Origin of the sequence: Halodesulfovibrio sp. MK-HDV (assembly GCF_009914765.1) — a bacterium.
Lineage (GTDB): Bacteria > Desulfobacterota > Desulfovibrionia > Desulfovibrionales > Desulfovibrionaceae > Halodesulfovibrio.
Genome location: NZ_WYDS01000011.1, coordinates 113,432 through 136,707, shown reverse-complemented (window position 1 = coordinate 136,707; position 23,276 = coordinate 113,432). Strand labels below are relative to the sequence as shown.

At 46.2% G+C, this 23,276-nt stretch carries 24 protein-coding genes; 8 read left to right on the top strand and 16 right to left on the bottom strand.

Annotated features, from left to right (window positions below; all coding sequences use genetic code 11):
- Positions 1–6: 6 nt before the first annotated feature.
- The 4 genes from MKHDV_RS10450 to MKHDV_RS10435 all read right to left on the bottom strand — a co-directional run bounded on the left by MKHDV_RS10450 (position 7) and on the right by MKHDV_RS10435 (position 3,204).
- Entirely contained in the window at positions 7–1,473 is a 1,467-nt protein-coding gene (locus tag MKHDV_RS10450) for a hybrid sensor histidine kinase/response regulator (RefSeq protein ID WP_160715018.1), read from the bottom strand.
- Between the two features lie 16 nt (positions 1,474–1,489).
- Complete coding sequence (locus MKHDV_RS10445; protein WP_160715016.1) at positions 1,490–2,215, bottom strand: HD-GYP domain-containing protein; 726 nt, start codon at positions 2,213–2,215, stop codon at positions 1,490–1,492.
- A gap of 251 nt (positions 2,216–2,466) precedes the next feature.
- Positions 2,467–2,835 carry a PleD family two-component system response regulator gene (locus MKHDV_RS10440; protein WP_160715014.1) on the bottom strand — a complete coding sequence of 123 codons (369 nt, stop codon included), beginning with the start codon at positions 2,833–2,835 and terminating at the stop codon, positions 2,467–2,469.
- A gap of 99 nt (positions 2,836–2,934) precedes the next feature.
- Positions 2,935–3,204, bottom strand: a complete 270-nt coding sequence (locus tag MKHDV_RS10435) for a phage regulatory CII family protein (RefSeq protein ID WP_160715012.1) — start codon at positions 3,202–3,204, stop codon at positions 2,935–2,937.
- A 293-nt stretch (positions 3,205–3,497) separates the two neighbouring features.
- Here MKHDV_RS10435 and MKHDV_RS10430 point away from each other — a divergent pair, with 293 nt between their 5' ends.
- A complete protein-coding gene (locus MKHDV_RS10430) occupies positions 3,498–4,175 on the top strand; it encodes a response regulator transcription factor (RefSeq protein ID WP_160715010.1) in 678 nt (225 codons plus the stop codon).
- A 65-nt stretch (positions 4,176–4,240) separates the two neighbouring features.
- Here the strand turns inward: MKHDV_RS10430 and MKHDV_RS10425 are convergent, their stop codons facing one another.
- The 6 genes from MKHDV_RS10425 to MKHDV_RS10400 form a co-directional block, all read right to left on the bottom strand.
- Entirely contained in the window at positions 4,241–5,179 is a 939-nt protein-coding gene (locus MKHDV_RS10425; protein ID WP_160715008.1) for a Tim44 domain-containing protein, read from the bottom strand.
- 84 nt (positions 5,180–5,263) lie between these two features.
- Complete coding sequence (locus MKHDV_RS10420) at positions 5,264–6,025, bottom strand: DUF4198 domain-containing protein (protein WP_160715006.1); 762 nt, start codon at positions 6,023–6,025, stop codon at positions 5,264–5,266.
- A 183-nt stretch (positions 6,026–6,208) separates the two neighbouring features.
- Positions 6,209–6,952, bottom strand: coding sequence for a ComF family protein (locus tag MKHDV_RS10415; protein ID WP_160715004.1), 744 nt, complete (start codon positions 6,950–6,952; stop codon positions 6,209–6,211).
- A gap of 119 nt (positions 6,953–7,071) precedes the next feature.
- The gene (locus MKHDV_RS10410) at positions 7,072–7,707 is read right to left on the bottom strand and encodes a flavodoxin family protein (protein ID WP_160715002.1); all 636 of its coding nucleotides are present in this window, start codon (positions 7,705–7,707) and stop codon (positions 7,072–7,074) included.
- Positions 7,708–8,162: 455 nt separating this feature from the next.
- Entirely contained in the window at positions 8,163–8,789 is a 627-nt protein-coding gene (locus MKHDV_RS10405) for an MBL fold metallo-hydrolase (protein ID WP_160715000.1), read from the bottom strand.
- On the bottom strand, positions 8,789–9,301 hold the full coding sequence (locus tag MKHDV_RS10400) for a nitroreductase (protein ID WP_160714998.1): 513 nt from the start codon (positions 9,299–9,301) through the stop codon (positions 8,789–8,791). Before MKHDV_RS10400 ends, MKHDV_RS10405 begins: the two co-directional genes overlap by 1 nt.
- On the opposite strand from MKHDV_RS10400, the gene MKHDV_RS10395 reads away from it, so the two are divergent.
- The 3 genes from MKHDV_RS10395 to MKHDV_RS10385 all read left to right on the top strand — a co-directional run bounded on the left by MKHDV_RS10395 (position 9,300) and on the right by MKHDV_RS10385 (position 12,793).
- A complete protein-coding gene (locus MKHDV_RS10395) occupies positions 9,300–9,476 on the top strand; it encodes a hypothetical protein (RefSeq protein ID WP_160714996.1) in 177 nt (58 codons plus the stop codon). The genes MKHDV_RS10400 and MKHDV_RS10395 overlap by 2 nt on opposite strands.
- A 276-nt stretch (positions 9,477–9,752) precedes the next feature.
- Positions 9,753–11,885, top strand: a complete 2,133-nt coding sequence (locus MKHDV_RS10390) for a tetratricopeptide repeat protein (RefSeq protein WP_254060456.1) — start codon at positions 9,753–9,755, stop codon at positions 11,883–11,885.
- Entirely contained in the window at positions 11,885–12,793 is a 909-nt protein-coding gene (locus tag MKHDV_RS10385) for a DMT family transporter (RefSeq protein ID WP_160714992.1), read from the top strand. The genes MKHDV_RS10390 and MKHDV_RS10385 overlap by 1 nt, the downstream gene beginning before the upstream one ends.
- A 218-nt stretch (positions 12,794–13,011) precedes the next feature.
- On the opposite strand, the gene MKHDV_RS10380 is transcribed toward MKHDV_RS10385, so the two are convergent.
- On the bottom strand, positions 13,012–13,626 hold the full coding sequence (locus MKHDV_RS10380) for a LysE family translocator (RefSeq protein WP_160714990.1): 615 nt from the start codon (positions 13,624–13,626) through the stop codon (positions 13,012–13,014).
- A 121-nt stretch (positions 13,627–13,747) separates the two neighbouring features.
- On the bottom strand, positions 13,748–14,584 hold the full coding sequence (locus MKHDV_RS10375) for a 1,4-dihydroxy-6-naphthoate synthase (protein WP_160714988.1): 837 nt from the start codon (positions 14,582–14,584) through the stop codon (positions 13,748–13,750).
- A gap of 290 nt (positions 14,585–14,874) precedes the next feature.
- On the opposite strand from MKHDV_RS10375, the gene mqnE reads away from it, so the two are divergent.
- Genes mqnE through MKHDV_RS10360 form a run of 3 tightly spaced genes read left to right on the top strand, consistent with a single transcriptional unit; the run spans position 14,875 to position 17,963 of the window.
- Complete coding sequence (mqnE, locus tag MKHDV_RS10370; protein WP_160714986.1) at positions 14,875–15,999, top strand: aminofutalosine synthase MqnE; 1,125 nt, start codon at positions 14,875–14,877, stop codon at positions 15,997–15,999.
- A 2-nt stretch (positions 16,000–16,001) separates the two neighbouring features.
- Positions 16,002–17,114, top strand: coding sequence for a cyclic dehypoxanthinyl futalosine synthase (mqnC, locus tag MKHDV_RS10365; protein ID WP_160714984.1), 1,113 nt, complete (start codon positions 16,002–16,004; stop codon positions 17,112–17,114).
- 3 nt (positions 17,115–17,117) lie between these two features.
- The gene (locus MKHDV_RS10360; protein ID WP_160714982.1) at positions 17,118–17,963 is read left to right on the top strand and encodes a menaquinone biosynthetic enzyme MqnA/MqnD family protein; all 846 of its coding nucleotides are present in this window, start codon (positions 17,118–17,120) and stop codon (positions 17,961–17,963) included.
- Positions 17,964–18,454: 491 nt separating this feature from the next.
- Here the strand turns inward: MKHDV_RS10360 and MKHDV_RS10355 are convergent, their stop codons facing one another.
- The 4 genes from MKHDV_RS10355 to cbiD form a co-directional block, all read right to left on the bottom strand.
- Positions 18,455–19,312: a GyrI-like domain-containing protein gene (locus tag MKHDV_RS10355; protein WP_160714980.1), complete on the bottom strand. Its 858-nt coding sequence runs from the start codon at positions 19,310–19,312 to the stop codon at positions 18,455–18,457.
- A 106-nt stretch (positions 19,313–19,418) separates the two neighbouring features.
- Entirely contained in the window at positions 19,419–20,198 is a 780-nt protein-coding gene (gene cobM / locus MKHDV_RS10350) for a precorrin-4 C(11)-methyltransferase (RefSeq protein WP_160714978.1), read from the bottom strand.
- 22 nt (positions 20,199–20,220) lie between these two features.
- A complete protein-coding gene (cbiE, locus tag MKHDV_RS10345) occupies positions 20,221–21,450 on the bottom strand; it encodes a precorrin-6y C5,15-methyltransferase (decarboxylating) subunit CbiE (protein ID WP_160714976.1) in 1,230 nt (409 codons plus the stop codon).
- A 41-nt stretch (positions 21,451–21,491) separates the two neighbouring features.
- The gene (gene cbiD / locus MKHDV_RS10340; protein ID WP_160714974.1) at positions 21,492–22,604 is read right to left on the bottom strand and encodes a cobalt-precorrin-5B (C(1))-methyltransferase CbiD; all 1,113 of its coding nucleotides are present in this window, start codon (positions 22,602–22,604) and stop codon (positions 21,492–21,494) included.
- A 153-nt stretch (positions 22,605–22,757) separates the two neighbouring features.
- Between cbiD and MKHDV_RS10335 the strand changes: the two genes are divergently transcribed.
- Positions 22,758–23,246 (top strand): DoxX family protein, encoded by a 489-nt coding sequence (locus MKHDV_RS10335; RefSeq protein WP_160714972.1) that lies wholly within the window; start codon positions 22,758–22,760, stop codon positions 23,244–23,246.
- Positions 23,247–23,276 lie beyond the last annotated feature (30 nt).

Below are 23,276 nucleotides of genomic sequence, written 5' to 3'. Positions count from 1 at the left end.
AAAAAGTTAGCTTGAAGCAGCTTCCAAAGGAAAGCTGACGGTAAATTGTGTGCCGTTGCCCAGAGAGCTTGCTACATCTACACTACAATTATGGGCACTAGCAATACGCTTTACTATGTGTAATCCGAGACCGTGGCTTGGTTCGTCTCCGGTTGGTGAGGCTGCGCCTTTAGTGAATGGTGTGAACAATTGTTCGAGCTCTTCCTCTGCTATTCCGGGCCCTTCATCTTTTATAATCAGCAGAATGTTGTTTTCTATTTTTTTTGTGCTGATGTGAATTGTTGTTTCACGATCAGAAAATTTAATAGCGTTGGATAGCAGATTGTCGAGTAGTTGTCCTATGCGTTTAGGGTCGCCGTGGATTTCCACCAGCGGTTCGAGGTTGTGATGAAGAGCAATTGATTTACGAGCCGCAGTGAGTCCGGCAAAAGCGAGTCTCCGAGCTACAATGTCATTCAGTTGAATAGGTTCTTTTTTGATGGAAAGCAGTCCGCTTTCGATTGTTGAAACATCCAGAATGTCAGTAACAAGGGTGAGCATGTCGTTACTGGCTGAAAATATTGCCTGAGCAATTTCTTTCTGCTGTTTTGTCAATTCACCTGCGTATCCTTCCTTAAGAATAGAAGAGAGTCCCTGTACGCCGGTGATGGGCGTGACTAAATCATGGGCTGCCATGCCGAGCATTTTGTTTTTAAGCGCATTCAGTTGTTCCAAATAATAGAGCAGTTCCGTCATTTTTAGATTCTGTATCATACGACAGTAGAGCTCTTCTCGTTTGAACGGCTTATTCAAAAAGTCGCTGGCACCGCTTTTTAGAAACATGGCGGAGATATGTAGATCTGAATTTCCAGAAATCCCTATGATGGATGTAAGTTCCGGCGGATGTTTTTTACGTATCAAACGCGTGAGTTCGACACCGGGCATATCACTAAGGTGAGCGTCAATGAGGATGAGCGGGAACTTTTCATGTTCCAGCAGAGCCAGAGCGTCTTTGCCGGAGGGTGCTGTTCGCGGGTTCAGCATATAGTTCGAAACGACATATGACAGATAGTGCCGGACGGATGCAGAGCTGTCGACGATCAGAACTTCTGTATTTCTATTTTGATGCAGGCGCTGTACGACCTCGATAACATTCGCGACAAGATCGCTGCTTTTGAGCACTGCATCGATAATTGTCGGGGACAATGTGCAGGAGGCACATGCTTCGGTGTAGTTGTCAGTAAGGAGCAGAGTCGGAATGCTATGTTCCGCAGTTACGTAGAATAAATTTTCAGAAATGCCCGTTAAAGAAGTGTCTAGAATAGCAAGCGGTAGCTGGTCACTGTACCGTGAGGCCATACTGAAGGCTTCGGAAGAGGTTGTCGCAACGAGGCAGGGTATACCGCATGTTGATTCTATCCCTTCTTTTAGCTGTGCTGCTGCTTTTGATTCAGATACAGCAATCAGTATGTATTTTTTTGGTTCTGTCTGCATACAGCGTTGCCTGACGTCATAAAATGGTTGTAATAGATGAACTGTGGGTTAGCGTGCAATCGGGGAGCACTTCCTTAAACAAAATTTCAATATCTTGTTGGTCTGGGTTGCGTAAAATCTCATCAACATGCGCAAAGCGTGAAAGATTTTCAAAAAAGGCTTTAACGAGTTTTGGATCAAAATGTTTTCCGGAACTGTTGCGAATAATGGCTGTGGTTTTTTCCATGGAGTATGGTTTCTTATACGGTCGCTCGGAGCGTAACGCATCATACACATCAACTAGTCCGACAATACGGCCTTCAATCGGAGTATTTGTGTCCGTAAGTCCATTTGGATATCCCGTTCCATCCCATCGTTCATGATGATTCAGCGCAATAATATGTCCGGTTTCCAAGAGGCTGGATTTTGAATTTGCAAGCAGTTTTGCCCCCACCGTGGTGTGGGTCTTCATTATTTCAAATTCTTCTGTAGTTAATGGCCCGGGTTTTAGAAGGATGGAATCCGGTATGCTGATTTTACCAACATCATGCATCGCTGCTGAGTTGTAAATTCTAAGTACTTTTTCGTTTGAAAGCCCGAGTGAATGGGCAAGAATGGCGCTGAAAAAGCATATACGTAAGACGTGGTGACCGGTTGCTTCATCTTTGTATTCAACTGCTTGTGCCAACCTGTTTACGGTATCTACGTACGCCATCTCCAGATCAAGATGAGAATCTTTGAGCAGGTTGATGGTCGTATGCAAGTCTTCAGCATATTTAATAAGCTGAGCATATGCTTCTTTTACTTCCAGCTCGCAGGTGTTGTTTTTAGACTATAGCGTGTATCCTTCAAAGAAAGTTTGCATGGGCACATTATTGCTAACAGCTTTGAAAAAGAGAAGCTGTCTTCTAATAATATGCGCCACTCTAGGATATGTACTATGAGAATAGCAGGTATAGCGGGTATTTTACCACAAAGCGATGTGGATACGAGGAATGCGTTGCTGTTATAGTCTTAACTATTGCGCGCAAATTGCTGTACGTGTTTTAATAAATCGATGGGGCTGAAAGGCTTTGTGAGGTAGGCGACTGCACCGGATTCGATACAGGCTTTAATTGCGTCCCGCGATGCTGTAAGCATAATTACAGGACAATTTTTCGTTTCAGGATTCGCGGCGAGCATTTTGGTAGCAACAATACCGTTGTACTCGCCCGGCATATCAATATCCATAAGGATAAGATGTGGAGCCAGCTCCTTTGCCAAGGAGATGGCTTCCGGTGCACTTTTACATTCGGCAACGTTGAATCCGTCACTGGCAAGAGTGATACGTACAAGCGTTCTTATTTCAGGACGATCATCTGCAATAAGAATTGTTTTTTGCATAACCACTCCGATACGTAAGCGTTTGTGTGAGCCTATAAAAAGAAACTGCCAGACGATTGTATCAAATCGTCTGGCAGTAGAACATGAAAAATGTGTTGATTACTCGTCGGTGAAGGGGTGATCTAGTTCAAGTTGAACCGGACTAAGTTCGTAACCAAGCTCTTTTGCCATAAATTCAAGGGCTGTAATGTCTTTGGTTGCACGCATGATGTCGAGTAGAGTATCCGCGCCAAGTTTAGCACTTTGGTCATACGGATTTAATTCACGCATCATTGTAGGGTAAGGTTTACCGATTTGCTCTGCTACCCATTTAGATTGTCTTGCACCAAGAACCATGTTTTGTGTCACGCGAGTTACAGTTTCTCTCATAAAGCCATCCTTACTATCGAAAGTTAGACGAATTACCATATATCCGCAGTCGTTGTGAGATCCCGCGGATACTCTCCTACTCTGATATAAAATAGACCATATTGTTCGTGATGCGTGAATTAGGCGCATGCTGTATTTTTGTGTTGAGAGTGTCCGTATTTTTATGGTAGGGTATAGTCTGATTACTACTCATATAAGGGTAGCAACTGAAGATAGTTAGCGCATGGAATAGACAGGCGCTTAGGCTATTAGTGTGTGTACATTGGGGGTAAAACCTAAAGGCAGGCGTTTTAATGGAATCGTTGTATCATGTTGTTTTAGCTGAAGATCATGTGTTGTTGCGTGAAGGGCTGAAATCATTATTACAGTCATTTGAAAACTTTGTTGTGGTAGGAGAAGCAGGCGACGGGTATCAAGCTGTAGAACTATGTGAAACCTTGACCGTAGATTTGGTATTGATGGACTTGTCAATGCCGAAGCTGGATGGCTTAAAGGCAACTAAAATAATTAAGCGTACTCTTCCTCACATCAAAATTCTCGTAATCACACAGTATGATGCTAACGATTATGTTCATTCTGCGTTGTCTGCCGGAGCCGATGGCTACATTCTTAAAGATGCTACAAGTGAAGAATTTCTACTTGCGGTCACAAGCGTATTAGACGGAAAGACCTACATCTCTCCGGGAGTGGCAAACAATGTCATTCGGGGATATTTGAACGGAGGCGCGACAAACGACGGTGGATCACCACTGGCTGAATTGACACCGCGTGAAGAAGAGATCTTTCAGCTTGTGGCAGAAGGCTATAAGAGTAGAGAGATTGCAGATATGCTTGTGGTAAGTATAAAAACAGTTGAAAAGCACCGTTCTAATCTTATGAATAAGCTATGTGTACATTCCGCAGCGGAGCTTAGAGAATTTGCTGCACAGCAGGGCGTGATTTTTAAAAAGCCCGAGTTAACTGCATCGTAGCAGTATAGAAAACAAAAAGGGGAAGCATATGCTTCCCCTTTTCTCGTATTGTCAGTGGATGTCGACTAGTTTTCTAATTGCTGAATACCGTCGAGAAGCCACATGGAGTCGTCTTTGTGGGCTTTAAAGAAATGCCATACTTCGCGTACCTGCTCAGGGTTCTGCGCTGATTGATCTTCGCGCATGAGAACATCAAAGTAGACAGTGGCAAGAAGGCCGTCTGTCTCGTCTTTAACTTCGAGCAAGCGGGCGTTAGACATAAGAACCTCAGTACGGGATGGTTCAGGGTCTTCTTTAATCTGCTGTTTAATAGACTCGTAGACTTCAGGGGTTGTAAACTGCTTAATGTCATCAAGATCTCGGCTGTCCCAGCTCTGCTGCAGGCGGTTGAATACCACCTTAGCACCTTTAAGGAAGTCGTCAGTATCAAATCCGGCCGGAGTGGTTACCTCTGGCTGCACGTCTTGTGCATGACCGCCACCCGCAGGTGTGCTTCGTAGACTTGACCATGCATCCTGAGATTGTCGTTGCATGTTTGAATAATTGTCTTCAGGTGGTGTATATGCTTGCTGCTGGTTGTAATTCGCTGACCCTCCGCCTTGGTAGGCAGATTGTCGCGATTCCATCCTTCGAGACCGGAACATTTTGCGGAGAAATAGGAACGCCAATCCAAACAAGATAATATCAAAGAAACCAATGCCGCCAAACCCTCCACCGGAGAGCATTGAGCCAAGCAATGTACCGGCGAGAAGACCGCCGAACATGCCACCCATGCCACCGAAGAGACCCCTGCGCGGTTGCGCGGAGCTGGAAAGTGCGGATTTGTTTTGGTTCAGCGGAGCCTTAGGTACGGGCTTAGAAAAGCTTTTGCTGAACATCGGCTTACTGCCGAATGACCTACCCCCGCCAAAACGCTTGGCTTCTGCGAAGTCTGCCATGCCGAAAACAAAAACGGCGGCTATGACTGGGATTAGGAGTAAGGCAATTAGGCGGATCATTTTCATACAATTCTCCATGTAAATAGATATCCCGTACCATGTAACTATAATAAGGCATGAGTCAAGAGCAGAGGTGCTCCAAAAAAAGTCTTATTTTTTAAAATTGTCGAACTTTATCCATGTAACTGCACCTAATTCTACAGGCTTTTCTTCTCCTGAAGGTGCAGTAAGAGTATAATTTGCTGTGGTGAGTGCTGCAAATCCCCACCATCCGGCTTTTGGACAGGTAACAGTGAATACGCCGTTGCTGTCTGTTTTGGTAACCATGGTTACGTGATGTTCGGTCGGTGCTGTAAAGCCATCTTTGTTGTAGAGTTCATATTCAATTTCTGCATTTGCTACGGGCTTGCCGTTTGACAGAACCTGACCGGTAAAACTGCTGCCTGCGTATAACCCGTAAGGACGAGTGAGCGGAATAATTTCTGTAGGCAGTCCTGCCGGAGCATCCCAGTCTTCTTCAGAGCCGAATGCTGCAACATATGTTTTTGTATAATGGATGATGAAGCAGTCTTCTTCCGGTTCCCAGTATGGTGTTGGTTCCAAAATAAACTGGTATACGCCCGGACGTTTGAAGCGGAATGCAGTTTTCCATGCCTCTTGATCCATAACTTTTGTTGTGGAGAGAGTAGGGAGCAGGTCGATTTTTTTACCGTTTGCGATAGCAAAAAATTGTTTCGGCTTTTCAAGCTTCATGCCTGCGCCTTCAAACGGGTGGGAGAAAGAAATCGTTAAGTTGGTGCTACGTGTTTCCTGAGTGGCAACATTCGAATCAGGAATAACCATGCCGAAGTGGGCAAAAGCCGGACTGGCAACAAGCATAAAGGCAATAAAGGTAAGAATGGTAGTGCGCATAACTGCTCCTATTACTTTGGAAAAAGAGATATAAGTGAACACCTATGTCGTGGTTATACGAATTGGATATTCGTGTCACTACTAAAATAAAAAGACAAAATATGTGTCACCTGTCTGACAGAAGGCAGAAAAAAATCAGCGTTTTTACATAATTAGCTTGTAAATCTGGTGTGTTAGTTGATTCTATTTTTTGATCACATTTTCTGGCTCAGGTGTTCGAGCCATGATGGCAACCTCAACAGAGCCAGCGCCGCCTTCAAGAAGAGTTCTCGCGGCCTGTCGTAAGGTTGAGCCTGTTGTGGCAATGTCGTCCACAAGCAGAATGTGAGCATTTTGGAATGAGGTGGGGATAGTTGCAGTGAACGCGCCGGATAGGTTCTGGTTGCGTTCTTTTTTACTTAAAGTTGCCTGTGGAGCTGTTTCACGATTTCGGCGAAGTAAATCCGGCAAAAGTGGAGCTTCAATTTTTTGTGCGATGAGTTTTGCGGATAACATGCTTTGGTTATGACCGCGATGGAGAAGACGGGACTCATGGAGCGGGATTGGTACAACTGCGGCAGGAGGAGTTTCTCGAGGTGAATATATAGCTGCGAGCAAGCGGGCAAGTGTGAGCCCTGCATCAAGTCTGCCGTGGAATTTATGTTTAAGAAGCAGCTCTCGCAGGATGCCTTCATAGGCACCGTAGAATGTTATGTGTGTCCACGGCGGTGGAGTAATCATACAGGTAGAGCAGCGGGACGGGGCACCGACCGCTTTTGCGTATAGCATGCCGCAATCTGGACAATAGCCTTGAGAACGGGGCGCCAAGTGGCGCAGACAATCTGGGCAAAGTTGGGGTGAAAGGCTCCACTGGTGATGGAGCCTTTTTGTGTATTCTGTTTTATCAGGCAGAGCGCTCTTTTCTTCGTACAATGAACGAAATGACATTTCCTTCACCGGACTATAGGGCGCAAAGCATGAAACGCATCGGGTTTCATCTAATCCCAGAAACGCGGCAGTACTCTTGAGTAAAGCAAAAACACTATGCATGTTCTGGTTTCCGTGCGTTATTTTTGGGTTGAAAAACGAGGGACAGTGTCGTTGTACGCTGCCGTTGCATAGTCCTTAATCCGCTCAATGGTTTCCGGATCATTTGCCAGTTCATCAGGGCCGTCTTTTCCGTAAATAAGCAGTGGTTCTACCAGGCTGATATTAAACGGAGACAGAAAATATTTTAGTGTCAGCAATGAACCGTGAAATAGCTGGTCGCCGACAGGACGTGCTGCAACAAGGCAGATGTATGCCTTTCTCGGTGGAAGAGAAAGTACAAATGGGTCACGATTATGTTGGCGGAACCAGAAGCACTGACAACGGTCTATGAACGTTTTAAAGATGGACGGCAGATGGTAAAAATAGATCGGCGAGCTTATAAACAGCGATGGTGCTTCCATCAGCATAGAATAGAGTTCTGAGCTGTCGTCTTTACCTTCCTGCACACATTTTTTATTACCGGGAACTGCGCACGCTTCACATGCTGTACAGTGCCGGACGGTATAGTCGCGCATAAAACGCGTCTGTGTTTGTCCACCAGCAGCTTCGTACCCTTGGGCAAACAGTCTTGCTGCATCGTCAGTGTTGCCACCTTTACGGGCGCTGCACCCTAATATTTGAAGAGCATTGGCAAAAGATTGTTGTGCGTTCATCATCTCTCCTTCCAGCAGCTGCAGAATTATTTCTTTGCAGCACGCTTGCACAAAGCTGAAAGCTCTGTGTCATCATCTGTTTGGATTTCACATTGCCACTGAGGATATTTCTCCAGTGCATACTCCAGCGGAGCATGTGCCTTAGCGGGAAGCAGAAGAAGGACTCTGTTCTTCTTCTGAAAGCCGAGATAAAAACTTATCTCGAGTCCCAAGCCTCAACATGCATTTCGTAAATCAGCTACAGTTGTGTCGGTGTCTTCATTGTGTGTTGTCATGATAACTCCAGATCGATGAAACCCCCGTATTAAGTTTGTGCGCCTAGCCTTACGCTAACGTACCAGCTGCTAATGACCAATGTTCTGCAAAACAAACGTACTGTGTTTGTACCGGATGATTGATCAACAGTCTGATATTATTGTTTGTTCAGGCACTAAGTTAGTGCCTGAACAAACTTTTTAGCGCTGGAAGTCAGAAAAATACGGGTTGTTAATTTGCTCGTCGTTCACGGATGAATGTGGTCCGTGACCTGAATATACTACGGTTTCAGGTGGGAGTGCGAAGATTTTTTCTGTTACTGACTTTTTCAGAACATCAAAATCACCACCCGGCAGGTCGGTACGACCAATGGCGCGGTAGAATAATACATCGCCTACAAACACTGCCTTTGCAGCAGGGAAGAAAAAGGAAAGACTGCCAGGGGAATGACCCGGTGTGGCGAGTACTTTACAGTCTAAATCCATAAAGGTGTGGTCGCCTTCTGCAATTGAGGTAAAGGTGAATGGAGGAACCTTAGGGAATCCCCACATGCCGCCCTGACCAACTTCGGAATCGAGAAGGAAAGTATCTTCAGTGCCACTAATGACGACTGCACCTGTTGCGTCTTGCAGTGCTTTAATTCCGTACAAGTGGTCAAAGTGAAAATGAGTAACAAGAATATGAGTAAGGGCCAGGCCTTCTTCTTTCAAAAACTCGACGACAGTAGTCGGTTCACCACCAGGATCAACTGCAACAGCTTTTCCTTCGTGGAAAAGAACGTAGCAATTTGTTTCAAGCGGGCCTAAAGGGAATGTTTTTACTTGCATTAAAATTGCTCCAGCATAATATCTTCCAGCGGCTTACGTGAGGAGGTTCCCTCCTGTGCAGGTTCGCCGATGGCAATAAATGTGATGAATTCATATGTGTCAGTATCAAGGGACAGAACATCAAGAACCTGCTCAGCATTGTTCATCATCTGTCCAAGCCATACAGAGCCAAGACCGAGAGAATGTGCCGCGAGCATGATATTCTGAATACAACCGCCAGCGGACTGATGATCTTTTAATTCGTGGTACAGGCAATTTTTGTCGAGAAAAACGCCAATCATCAGAGCTGCATTGTGTACGATATGTGAGTAAATCGTGCAATCTGCTAATCCGTCAATCCGTGGATCATTTGGACGAAGCGCAATGAAGCGGAAAGGCTGATTGTTTTTTCCACTTGGTGCCCAGCGACCGGCTTCCAGCATTGCAGTGATTTCTTCGCGGGTAACTTCGCGATCAGTATATTTTCGTATGCTGCGGCGCTCTTGTAAAGCAGCAAGAACAGGATTGGACATGCGGTCTCCTCGTTTTTATGTTATACTAGAGGTTGTTATGGTGTTTTTTTATTTTGGTAGCGTATTTTTTTATTTAATACCACAAGGTGAAGCAGGCCAGACAGTAGGTGTAGCCTTCTGGAAAATAAGGCAAAAAGCAACCGATGCTTTTCATTGTGGTGTAACCTATGTATAAAAAATGGTTATGAAAGCGCAAATAGATATTCTGAATTCAGAGCGGACACAGTTAAGCAGATTTGATCTCATAACTTATGAGCATCTACTCGCTGAATCGATTAAATCTATTCTCAACTATTCATCATACAGTTTGTATTTTCCCCGAAAGATACAAAGTCTTGAAGCTGTTTGGGATGCAAAAGAGAAAAAACTTTTGTTACCCCTTGTGATGAACAATAAATTTTATGGGCAATTTGTGGCCAGAGGCGTAAGCATTCGCGCGCCCAAGACCCTCATGTCTATGCTTCCCGCGGTGGCAACGCTGGCGCTTGAAAAAGTTCAAGGCATGAAATCCAGCATTACAAATGCGCAGAATGGTTTGTTTACCCGTGATTACCTGCACCATGCAGCTAATCGCGAACTGCGTATGATCCGTGAAGGTTTTCATCTTTCCGGAGAACCCCGTACCGCAGGGAGTGAAGAGTATCGCGCCACTGTTGGTGTCGTGCTTCTCGATCTTTCAGGACTTCGTTCTGTCGAAACAGAATTTGGTCACCTGTTCGCTGAAGAGCTGGCTGTGCAGTTTGCAGACGCCCTTGCGGCTGTCGCACCGGAGCAGGCTCTTGTGTGTAACAGCGGTGATTATGAATACGCTATCCTTGTTCCTGCCGGAACATCAAGTGCCTGCAGAAAAATTGCTGCGGAAGCTGTTCGTACTCTCCGGTCTATCCAAAAAGTTCATGCCATCACGGAACATCGCGTAGGTGTCGATATTGCCGCAGGCTATGCTGCGTTTCCTCAGGATTTTGAGGGAGCACAGTTTGAGTTGAAAAGCGATGAGCAGAGCCGTTTGCTGCTCCGTAAAGCACGTATCGGTGCTAGCGTTGCAAAGCGCCTCAGCGATTCTCTTACTATTCCGCACGTGCTCGGTTTTAACCGTCTGCTCCATGAAGGCGGAACTGTCCGTGAAGTGCTTCCTGTCAGCCGCGTTGTGGTTGATGTGGGAATGTCTATGGGCGCACGTGAAGGGCAGCGGTTTTCCGTATGGTCATGTAGTTATGATTCCACCTACGCCAATGGCGTTCCCGCTAATTCTCTTATCAACAGGCATCCTTTGTACAAAGGGGAGCTTGTGCTTATGGAAGTGCGTGAAGCAGATTCCATAGCTGAGATTATGCATATGGGTGACCCCACATGGGCTGTGGAGCCGACTGACGCCATTAAGTTGTTGCCGGAAGAAAAGGGCATCGGCGTAGCGGTAGAAAAGAACGACGAGGCAGAGCAGTTGGATTCGCTCACCGGTCTTTACAAGCACAGAGACTTCATCGGTCGTTTCACCAAAGAACGTGAAAAAACAGATTCCTTTGCTCTTGCGCTTATCCGCCTTTCCCGTATCCCGCACGTACAGGGCGGAGCAGGGGAACAAATTTTAGCGGAAGCCACGCAGCAATGCCGTGACATTCTCGGTAGCGAAATGATCGGTGGTCGATACGGTCTCAACTCACTTATTTGCTTTTATCCAGAAGGTAAGCCGGAGTTTGTACAGATTCTTTTTAATGAACTGTGTGAACGTCTGTTAACGAACTTAGGGATCGAAGCAGCAGTGGGTGTTTTCTGTTATCCATACTTGGATTACCGTAAAGGTGATGCCTTGGAATGTTGTTTAAAAGCACTTGAATATGGCATGCTGCTTCCGGCTCCACGGGTCGGTATTCTTGATTCTCTCGCGCTTAACATCAGTGCAGACAAGCTTTATTCCAAGAATGATTCTTTTGGTGCTATCGAAGAATATAAGCGCGCGCTGCTTGCAGATGAAGATAACACAATGGCGTGGAATTCCCTCGGGGTGTGCTACGCCGGATTAGGGCGACCAGAAGAGGCTCGTAAGCACTTTGAAGGCGCACTCGCCCGTGACGAAGATGATGTGATGGCCTTGTACAACTTAGGGCACATATCGCAGACAATCGGCAATTTTTCAGCTGCCCGTGACTATTACGATGATTGTCTCCTGCATGATGAGAAACACTTTTTCTCCCTCATTCGCCTTGGGCAGGTGAATGAAATGGAGAGCGACTTTGCCACAGCGCGTACTTTCTTTGAACGTGCACGTGCTTTGGAAGAAAACAAACCTCTTGTGGAGCGCAACTTTGCGCGTCTATGCATGAAGGAAGAAAATCCGGACAAAGCTCGCGAACATCTTCATCAGGCATTGCTTTACAATCCACAGGACGCGGTAGCGCTGGAATTAATGGCGCGTATTTATCTGGATGGGGGAGAAGATCCGGAAATTGCAGAAGTGCTTGCCAGACAGGCAGCAGCACTGCGACCGGACTTTAAAGGAGCATGGCTCCAGCTTGCCCGTGCGTTAGAAGCGTGCGGTAAGAAACAGGATGCGCATCAGGCGCTTGTGAAAGCAGGGGAGTTGTAGTGCTTCAGCAGTTGAAGACGTTTTTTTCTTCGCCATATATTGCGGTGCCAATAGGTGCCTTCATAATCAGTTTTTCGCCGGTACTTGTACGGCTTTCCAGTGTGTCACCAGATAGCTCAGCTTTTTATCGCGTATTTTTTGGTGGAATAACTCTCATGATATTTTCCGTCATTAGACGAGAGCGGTTTTCTGTTCCCCTAAAAATATGGGGACTAGTCATACTGACGGCACTCTTTTTTGCCATTGATCTTCAATGCTGGCACAGAGCTATCGGATACGTCGGTCCCGGGTTAGCAACCATCCTCGGCAACTTGCAAGTATTCGCAACAGCAGCATTCGGGGCACTTCTGTTCAAAGAAGTAATCTCCAAACGGCTCATAGTTGCGTTGCCGCTTGCCGTAATAGGTCTATTCCTTCTCATAGGTCTTGATCTGAATGAAATATCATCAGATATCCTCTGGGGACTTTTATTCGGTATCCTTACAGCCATATCATATTCTAGTTACATAATATGTCTGCGTCAGTCGCAGTCTACAGAAAAAAAGCTGCCGCTATTTGCCAACATGGGCATAATCTCTTTGCTTACAGCTCTGAGTGTCGGCATATCGATGAATGTAACAGGCGATTCGTTTGTCATTCCAACTTCAAGCGACTGGCTCTATCTCATCATTTACGGTGTATTCTGCCAAGGCATCGGCTGGGCGTTCATATCAAAAGGGCTCCCGAACCTGCCAGCAGCAATCGCAGGGCTTCTCATGCTTCTGCAACCAGCGTTGGCGTTCGTATGGGATGTCGTGCTTTTCAGCCGTCCAACAGGCGCCTACGGTCTCTTTGGTGTGGCGCTTGTCCTTTTTGCCATCGGTATGGGCATATATGGGCAGCAAGCTGTAGCCAAAAACAACGAGTAATTATTGATCTAAAATACTGTTTTATCAGCAACTTGGATTTTTTAAATTTTTGTTATGAAAAAAGCCCTTGTTATCATTTAGATAACAAGGGCTATGTTTTTTAACGACTATACCTAACTTTTTGGTATTATTTAGTTTCTCTTGGTTTGTTTCTTAGTCACTACAGTAGAATAATATAAATGCTCACTTCTCGATTTGGGAAGAAGTCCGGCGAGCTTTTATCTCTCTGCCATTGCTAATCTTATACCAAACATAGCAAAAGCGAATGCAAAAGATCGTTGTAGCATCTTGATAATGTTCGGAGAATTAATAACGTAAGAGCGAACACTGTGAGCAAACAGTCCGTAGAGTGCAAAAATACACAGCGTAAGGCCCATAAAAATTCCACTCAAGATAAACATCTGCACTGTTGGCGAGGTTTCCTCCGCGGAAATAAAGAGTGGGAGAAAAGCCAAAAAGAAAAGCGAGAGTTTAGGATTCAAAATATTAATGAGCATCGCTCTTACAGCGACTCGCCATACACCTTGCTCTTTACCAGAATTCTCAAATTTAAGGGCATTGGGGTCACGCCACATTACCCACGCCATATACAGTAGATAACCTGCTCCGATTATCTTTATCGTTTGGAAGGCAAGGGCGCTCGTATGAAGAAGTAAAGAAAGTCCAGAAATGCTTGCAAGCAGGTGGGGAATAATACCGGCGGTGCAACCTAATGCCGCTGCAAGTGCGGATCGTCTTCCACCAAAAAGACCGTTTGATACTGTATAGATAACTCCAGTACCAGGCATTAATACAACAAGTAATGTTGTTAAAAGAAATTCATTGCTCACCATTATCATCTCCAGTTTCACTTAAAGAACTTAGCAAATTGTTTCACTCCCTGTACGCATTAACAAGTGGGAAGAGGCATGTATACAGGTAGTTCATCATAATTTGCTGTTAACACACGACAGGCTAGTCAGTCACAAAAACAGGAAGATCTGGCATTGGCTTGCCAGCGATTTCAAATGCTTTTTCAAGCATGAGCTGGATGGCATATTCGCCATCCGCGCCGAGTTCCATTGAGAATTCGTTGACGAAGGTCGCTATGTGCTCTTTGATGACGCTGTCGTCCATTTCTTGTGCATGTTCTTTAATGTATGCGGTAGCTTCATCGGGGTTCTGTTGTACGTATGCGAGACTTGCACGAATAGCTTTTTCGAGCTGACGTGCTACGTCCATACCGAGGTCGCGGCGTACGGCAATTGCGCCAAGTGGCAGGGGAAGACCTGTTGTGTTTTCCCACCATTGACCGAGATCTAGAACTTTTTTGAGCCCGAATTTTTCGTAGGTGAAGCGTCCTTCGTGGATGACAACACCTGCGTCTACTGTGCCTGCTTGTACTGCTGGCATGACTTCATCGAAGAGCATTTCTACTCGTTCACCTTTGAGTGAATTGTTGAGCGATAGGAGCATGTTTGCAGTGGTGAGCTTGCCTGGTATGGCAACCTTTTTGTCTGGTTCTCTTGCGGACTGGAAGCATGCGTCTTTTTTTGTAACGATTATCGGACCGCAGCCTCTGCCGAGGGCACCACCGGTGCGGAGCAAAATATACTCGTCGAGGCAGTTTGTCATGGCTGCCACTGAAAGTTTTGTTACGGCGATATCGCCTTTGCGTGCTCGGATATTTAAGTCTTCAACATCTGCCATGTACATTTTGATGTCGAAGGGTAAATCGATTTTGTTGTTTGCGAGGGCGTAAAAAATCCATGTGTCGTTAGGGCAGGGGGAAATGCCGAGTTCTAACTGCATAAAAACCTCCGATATATAGGAGCTTATTGTTCTAAAGGTAACGCACTTAGTGGGGTTTGTTTGTGTCTATTCTTACGGTTGACATAGCTCGCATGCAAGCAGATACTCAGCCCGCCGAAGACCACACACACAAGTTGCCGCACGTTTTTTATACTGTGCTTTGTTTGTTAGGTAAATTGGAACGTTTTAATTTGCTTTTCACACTGCGGTAACAACAGTACATCGTGATACTGCCTTTCCATAACGCATGCTGCGTGGTTGTTTTTAGTAGACATCTGGAGACCGTGATTATGTTAGATGCTGGTTACTATGCCCATCTCGGATTGGGCAGTGTATTTGAAAAGGTCATGAACGGTGATCGACTGTCCATTGAAGACGGAAGAAAACTGTTTGCCTGTGAAGACATAAACGCCCTTGGCGCGTTGGCGCATCATGCGCGTACACGTATGCATGGGGATTCCACGTATTATGTTCTTAACCGTCACGTCAATTACACAAACGTTTGTGTAAATGCCTGTCTTTTCTGTGCCTACCAGAAAGAAGAAGACGAGCAAGAGGGCGCATTTTGTCTGAGCCTAGATGATATTGTAGCTAAGCTCGATCCTAAAGATGGTCTTCCGTACGATGAAGTACATATCGTCGGCGGCTGTCACCCTAAGCTTCCTTTGAGCTTTTTTGAAGAAGCCATTGGGCGCATCAAGGAAACCTACCCCGGTATTGTTGTAAAAGCATTTACCGCTGTAGAAATTGCACACTTTGCTGAGCTTGAAAATATTTCTACTCAGGAAGTGTTAGAGCGCTTAAAAGCTGCCGGCTTAGAAGCCATGCCGGGCGGCGGCGCAGAAATTTTTGCACCTGAAGTTCGCGAAAAAATTTGTCCACGAAAAGCAACAGGGGATGAATGGCTGAATGTGGCGCGTGAAGCGCATACGCTCGGTATTACATCAAACTGTACAATGCTGTTCGGGCATCTTGAATCAATTGATGATCGTTTAGATCACCTTGATAAACTGCGTAAGCTTCAGGATGAAACCAACGGCTTCTCCTGTTTTATTCCGCTTCCGTTCCTCACAGAAAACAGCATGCTTGAATTACCTGAAGAGCGCAAAGGTAAACATACAGGGCTTGATAAACTCCGTACTATCGCTATTTCCCGCCTTATGCTGGATAATATTCCGCATATTAAAGCATACTGGGTTATGCTTGGCGTAAAGCTTGCGCAAGCTGCATTGCACTTTGGTGCTGATGATTTGGACGGAACTATTGTTGAAGAGAAAATTGGTCACGATGCAGGTGCTGCGTCTGATCAGGCTATGACAATTCCGCAGCTTGAAGAGATGATTGTTCGTTCCGGCTTTAATCCGGTACGCCGTAACAGTTTCTTTAAGCCAGTTAACCCAGAGCAGGGGGCGTAAGCATGTTTGTTCATAGTCCATTTCATGAAAACGACGCCGTAGTCGAAGTTTCTAAGAAAGTGCTTCGCGGGGATCGAATCGATCAGGGCGAAGCGAATGTTCTGTACAATGAGGCAAGCTTGCATACCCTTGCATACCTTGCGAACAATGTACGTTTTGCAAAACATCCTGAACGCATGGTTACATATGTTGCAGACCGCAATATTAACTATTCCAATATTTGCAGCTGTGCCTGTCGTTTTTGCGCCTTCTATGTTGCTCCTGAAAAAGCAGACACAGACGGCGGCTACGTAATTTCTCGTGAAGAACTTGGTCAGAAAATCGAAGAAACCATCGCACTCGGTGGTACACAGATTCTTATGCAGGGTGGACATAACCCTGACCTGACCATGGAATTCTACGAAGATATGATTCGCTGGATTAAGAAGACATTTCCTTCCATTCACATTCATGCATTCTCCCCGCCTGAAATCGTTTTCTTTGCTGAGAACGAAAAATTACTCGTAAAAGACGTAATCGCGCGGCTTCGTGCTGCCGGTCTTGATTCTATCCCAGGTGGCGGTGCTGAGATTCTCGTGGATGAAGTCCGTAAGCATGTTTCTCCTAACAAGTGTAGCGCAACCCGCTGGCTTGCGGTGATGGAAGAAGCTCATTACCAAGGCTTGAATACAACCGCGACTATGATGTTCGGGCACGAAGAAAAGCCTGAAGATCGTATCGAACACCTCTTTGCTGTACGTGAAGTACAGGATAGAACAAACGGTTTTACAGCCTTCATCCCTTGGACATTCCAGCCGGGTAATACCAACATTTCTTGCCGCCCTGAGCCAAGCGCCGGTTACCTTCGGGTGCTTGCCATGTCACGTATTGTTCTCGATAACATCGACAACATTCAGGCATCTTGGGTGACAATGGGACCAGAGATTGCTCAGCTTTCTCTTTCCTACGGTGCAAACGATTTTGGGTCATTAATGATCGAAGAAAACGTTGTTGCAGCGGCAGGCACCTCTTTCCAGCTTACACGTGAGGAAATTCATACTATTGTTGAAGCAGCAGGATTTACTCCAAAGCAGCGCACAATGGATTATTCCCTCATTGAGGACAAGGAAGTCTAACTCGTGCAGAAATCTGCAAAAAAACTGCAAGTCGGTCGCATCCGTTATTTAAACGTGCTTCCAATCTATCATCCACTGGAAACCGGCATACTTGGTGAAAATTTTGACCTCGTATACGGAACTCCAGCAGAATTGAATGAACAGATGGAAGCAGGAAAGCTTGACGTGTCCTCGTGTTCCTCATTCGAGTACGCAAGGCATCCAGAAAAATATTTCCTGTTGCCCGACATCGCCATAGGCAGTGCTGGTCCGGTCATGAGTGTGCTTCTTATTAGTAAAAAGCCTATCTCTGAACTCGGTGGGGAAGAAATTCTCACAACTGCACAGTCACATACATCAGCAGCACTGCTGCGTATGCTCTTTCGTGATTGCCTCAAGCTTAACGTGTCCTACAAAACAGGGTCTGTGTCAGATCACATAGAACAAGGTGAACTGCCGACAGCAGCGCTCTGTATTGGTGACGAAGCACTTCGCCTCAGAAATGATGATCGTTACCCATACCTTCTTGATCTCGGTGAAGCATGGCGCGAGTGGACAGGACTTCCGTTTATTTTCGGCGTCTGGATTGTTTCTCGCAAATCAGTAGAAACCGGCTGTTTCACACAAGATCCAGCAGAGCTTTTTAGAAATGCAAAGAATTGGGGTGATGAAAATATTCAGCACGTCATCGAACTCGCAGAAAAAGCCGGATACATGGATACTGAAGGGCTTACACAGTATTTTCAAAGTCTTGTTTTTGATCTGGGTGAAGAAGAACAAAAAGGTTTGCGCCTGTTCTTCAAGCGACTTGCCGAAGCAAAAGAAATTCCGTCAGCACCGGAGCTTGAATTTTATTCGCATCAGTGCTGATAAATGTCTTCGACGAGCCTCCGGCGGCGCTTGCCAGCGGGGCTTTAAGAGCCTTGTTTCACTGTCCTTATCCGTAATCTCTCATTTTTTGAGAACGGCTAAGGCTCTGTAGAAAGGATTCTTAAAAATCTCCAAAGACTTTTACCTGCGAGGTTAGTACGTTTTTTACACAACCTCGCGGCTTATCCACATTACCTTTCTGATAACGAAAAGGCTGCCTTACATGTAAGGCAGCCTTTTTTGTGCATTTACTAAGGTAGGCGCAAAATTCTTATTGTTCGTTCTAAAAAATGGACTGAGTTTTTAAAAGAGTACAAAAGTTAGTTGCAAAGAAAGTTAGTGGGGCATAGCCGCGAGGCTACTAAAGCAACGTGCTAAATTCGCAGCTAAAAAAGTTTAGGAGATCCTTAAGAAGCCCTTTTTAAAGGGTTCTTAAGCGGCCGGAGGCTCGTCGAAGACTCGCCGAAGGCATATATCCTCTCAACGGTAGCTTATTTAAGCGGAATCCGAAGCTCCGTGAGCAGCCCATCTTCTGGAGTGATGGATGGGCAATTGAGGTATACCTCAAGCGGCGGGTTGTTTGTGAGTTCCTCGCCGGAATCGGGGAACCAGCTGCCGAGCATGGCTACAAAAGTTTTCTGGATGTTACGGTATGATCCTTTATGCACGCAACATGCATAGCGGCCACCGTGGATGGTGTACTTTTGTGCTTCACCAGTGACAATGAAGTGTTCGGGAATTTCCATGCAGGCATCGTAGCGTAGCTTTTCTGCTGGAGTTGTCCGTGGAGCATCGTGCGAAATGCCGATTACTTGCCGGTAGGTGCCGTAAAGACCTTGTTCGCGTGTCCATTTGAAAAGAGTGGTGAAGGCTTTGGCGCATTCAGAGTATGGACCGGTGTGACGAACGGCGGCTACGGTTATTGGGGCGAAATTTTTGATTGCAACGGTTGGGTCGGATTGCTGAATGGGGGTATTCATGATTTTGCCTCCAGCCAGAAAATTGTAGTCAGACTGCAATTTTCTGAATTTGAGTGGTGAAAAGGAGAACCGCTTTTTGAATGCGCGTGAGAATCCTTCTTGGGATTCATATCCTGCATCCAGTGCTATATCTATGAGGGATGTTTCAGAGAAAAGTAATTGATTCGCGGCACGTTGTAAGCGCAGACGGCGTTGGTATTCCTTAACTCCTTCTCCAACTATTCCAGTAAAAATAGAGTGGAAATAGAGGGCAGAATATCCGCATGAAGTTGCTAGATATTCGAGTGTAATGGTTGAATCGAGATGTTTCTCAATATACCGTTGTGATTGCGCTATTTGGTCGCGGATATGTACTTTCTTCGTGTTCATCTGGTTTCCTTTACCACGAAGCGAATTGTGATTCTTGACCGTTTTTTAGAAAAAACTGTCGGAAGGATGATTTTTTCGGGCAGGTTCTTCCTGCCCGTTGTTTTTCTTAGCTTCTGAATCCATGCAGGAATCCTGCGTCGTAAAGCTTTGAGAAATGTTCTTTGTTGTCTTCGCCGGGGAGGACAAGGAAAACTGTCTGGCGTGTGAGGTTGTGCTCTGCAACAGTGGCGCAGATGCTGCCAATGTTGGTACGGATAATTTTCTGTTCAGGCCAGCCGACACGGTAGGCGATCACGACTACGATTTCATCTTCAAGCCCACCGGCACGCAGTTCTTCAACAAGGCGTTCCGGATGTGCTGCGGAAAGGTAGACTGCCATTGCACAGCGATGTTTTGCCATGTCGCGCAGTTTTTCGGTTTCCGGAACAGGGGTGCGACCTTCGAGGCGGGTAATGATCACTGATTGTGACTCTTCCGGCACGGTGAGGGAGGTTGCGGATGCAGCCGCGGCTGCAAAGCTTGCGGTAACCCCCGGTATGGTTCCGTAGCCGACGTCTTCTTTATCCAGCAAACGCATTTGTTCGCGGATGGCACCGTAGAGGCTTGGATCACCGGTATGTACACGGGCAACCGTGCCGCCGTTGCGTACTGTTTCCATAACTGCTGCGTGCGTTTCGTTCAGATTCATTGGAGCAGAATCCATGATCTTTGCAGATTCTTTTGCACCTTCAATTATGACTGTCGGTACTAATGAACCGGCGTAGAGTACAAGGTCTGCCTCTGCAATCATGCGGGCACCTTTTACGGTGATAAGTTCAGGGTCACCGGGGCCTGCACCAATGAACCATACTGGCGCTGTCTTCCATTCAGAACGTGTGGTCGTCATATATATTCCGTGTCGATTAATTCTAGTCTGATTGTTTTTCAGGCACAGGTTTGTGTGCGCTGATGATAAATATCGGATTCATGCTGTCGAGGCGGATGTCTCCAGCGAGTGGGCTGGAAGCGGCTGCTTGAATCATGGTTACTTCGTATTCCCAGCCTGTGGTTTTAAAGTGATTTTTTGCAGCTTCAAGGCTTGAGAGCAAAGTACAGTTAACCACGATAATTCCGCCGTTTTGTAGGCGTTCGCAAAGTGGCGCGAGGAGGGTGGTATCAGAACCTAACCCGCCGCCAATAAAAATTCTATCCGGTGTCGGTAAGTCTTTAATGGTTGCCTGCGCATCGCCATGTCGTACGTCCACATTGATGGCACCGAAACGTGTACGGTTTTCCCGGATAAGATCAATGCGTTCACTTTTGCGTTCAATAGCAAAGACAGCACCTTTCGATAAAAGGTGCGCGGCTTCGATACTGACAGAGCCGCTCCCTGCTCCAATGTCCCACATGGTGTTATGTGGTTCCAATTCAAGCATGCCGAGCGATGCAGCGCGGACGGGACGTTTGGTAATAAGCTTGCGCTCAGTCGCAAACTCTGCGTCTGGAATACCTAATCGTAATGGCTGTGCAGGAGCCCCGACGCGTTCTAACAGAATAGCATTAAGTCTGGAAAAACTCAGATTACTTGCTTCTTCCAGAGTGTAATTGGAAAATTTTTCTTCGCTAGTCCCCATGTTCTCAAAAACACTCATATGAAACCACGAGATGCCCCTGTCGAGCAGTCTTTGAGCAATAAAGGCAGGGATGTTTGTATCATCTGTAAGCACAGTGACATGGTCACACTGCATGAGTGATGTAAAGAGCGGGGTGAAGTCGTTGCGTCCGTGCAATGATACCATTCGCATGTTCTGCCAAGAAACGCTGGCTCTGGATGCAATGGCTTGTACGGTTGCTGTGTTAGGGTGAACAACGACGTTTTCTGAACCGAATTCTTTGATTATTCTGTCACCAATTCCATAGAATAGTGGGTCGCCATCCGCAATAACAACGACTTCTTTACGAGCATTGTAGCTGGCGGACATGGCATCAAAAACATTGGATAATGGTGCTGTAATGGGAATGGTTTCCACATCAAGTTCGTCAAAGGCTGCCAGTTGGCGTTTGCCGCCCACAAGCACATCAGCAGTTGTAATAATCTGTTCGTAAATTTCAGGAAGCGTGTCAGGATCAATTCCAAGACCTACAACGTGAATAGCCATAATCCCTCCAGCAAGTTTCCGGTTGCAATGCTTTGGTAACATTACACAACTGTGAGCAGTGTGCCATCAAAATCAAATAAATAGACAGTAATTTCTACGGAGTTTTTAGCCCATGCCTGCGCAATGTCACGTGCTATGGTTGCTACGTGGCGCAGCGCTGTTTCTCTGTTTGGATCGTCCTTGATGATGTCGAGTACTTGCCGCGCAGTGTTGGCTCCCTCAATTTCAGGAAGCAAAGAGTCGGCGATACCGGCTTCGCGACACCATTGTGCGAGTAATAGAAAATCAACAGGTGCAGTTTTGGCGTGGGTGTATGCGTGTCCTTGCGCCAACTTGACCAGTTTCCCAAAGAAACATGACCATGCCGCGCGCTTGAACCCTTTGTCTGCCGCTGACTCCAGTGAGAACTGAACAAAGTCTGCTGCCTGAACAAAGGCGAGTTCTTTCCACTCCGGCAGGGTTTCCATAAGTAGCCGCTCGCTGCGTCTGCCTGTGGAAAATCCTATGTAATCTACACCGGCTGCAAGTGAAACATCCATACCTTGCAGAATGGTTGCCTTCCATGAGCTATGACTAAAGGGCTTTACGGTTCCGCGTGTTCCAAGGATAGATATTCCACCGAGAATTCCCAATCGGGCATTCATGGTGTTCTTGGATCGCTCTTCACCGCGCGGCACTTCTATACGTACACGCACGCCGCCAGTGTAGTTGGCTTCGGCACATGCCTCTCGTACTGCTGCTTTTATTTGTTCCTGTGGTTCTGGATTAATTGCAGGATTTCCTGCCGGTACGGGTAATCCGGGGAGCGTCACTTTGCCAACCCCTTTCCCGCCTTCAAGAATGATCTCTGCATTGTCAGGAAATAACGAAACATGTGCTTCAATGTGTAACCCATTGGTTGCATCCGGATCGTCACCACCGTCTTTTATAACACTGCCAACAGCTCCACCTTCTTCAAGGTGAACTGCATAAACAGGGATTATCAGTCGTTCTTTAGGCGCATCTGTAGCCCCGTTTTCTCGTAAAAACGGTGGGAGGGCTATTTCAAGCGCTGTAACCGTCTGCTGTTTGAGCAGTAAACGGAGCGCTGCACCGGCAGCAGCCGATGCTGATGAGCCTGTTGTGTATCCTTCTCGTAGTCTCTTTTCAGCCATTTTCAATGTATACTGCTGTGTGGGCGAAATTGCAAAAACATTAGTCTGCTGTACTATCTGCAAATATTACCGCTATCATAGATAAAGCTGATGCAATGTGGTGATTGCAATGAGGATTATCGATTTGATTAAAAACTTCAGGATGATAAAACAATGAGTATGTATCTGCTCGATAAATTTTTTCCACGTATTTTAAAACGCACTACCGTTATGCTGGTTGTGCGCATTTTTCTCGGTGCCGTTTTTGTATATGCGGGAGCCGGAAAGCTTTGGAATTTACGTGGATTTGCGATCATCATAGAAGAATTTGGCGTGGTTCCCTTGGAACTGCTTCCATATGTAGCAGTTGGACTTCCTGTGCTTGAAATTCTGGCAGGTGCTGGGCTTGTCTGGAATGTGCGCGGGAGTTTGACTGCGATCACTGCCATGACCGTAATGTTTATGGCAGTGCTTAGCTACGCCATGTACGAAGGACTTGTCATTGCCGATTGCGGCTGTTTTGCCGCGGGTGAAGTTCCTGCCGGTTATGATGATGGCAGTGCATTGCGAGAGGCATTCATACGGGATGTGGGTCTGTTGGCTGCCTGTTGTTTTTTATTTTTTTCTCCCATGCGAAGAAAACAGACTGCTAAAATTTTGTAGTCGCTGTTACTAAAAAGATATTTCAAACTG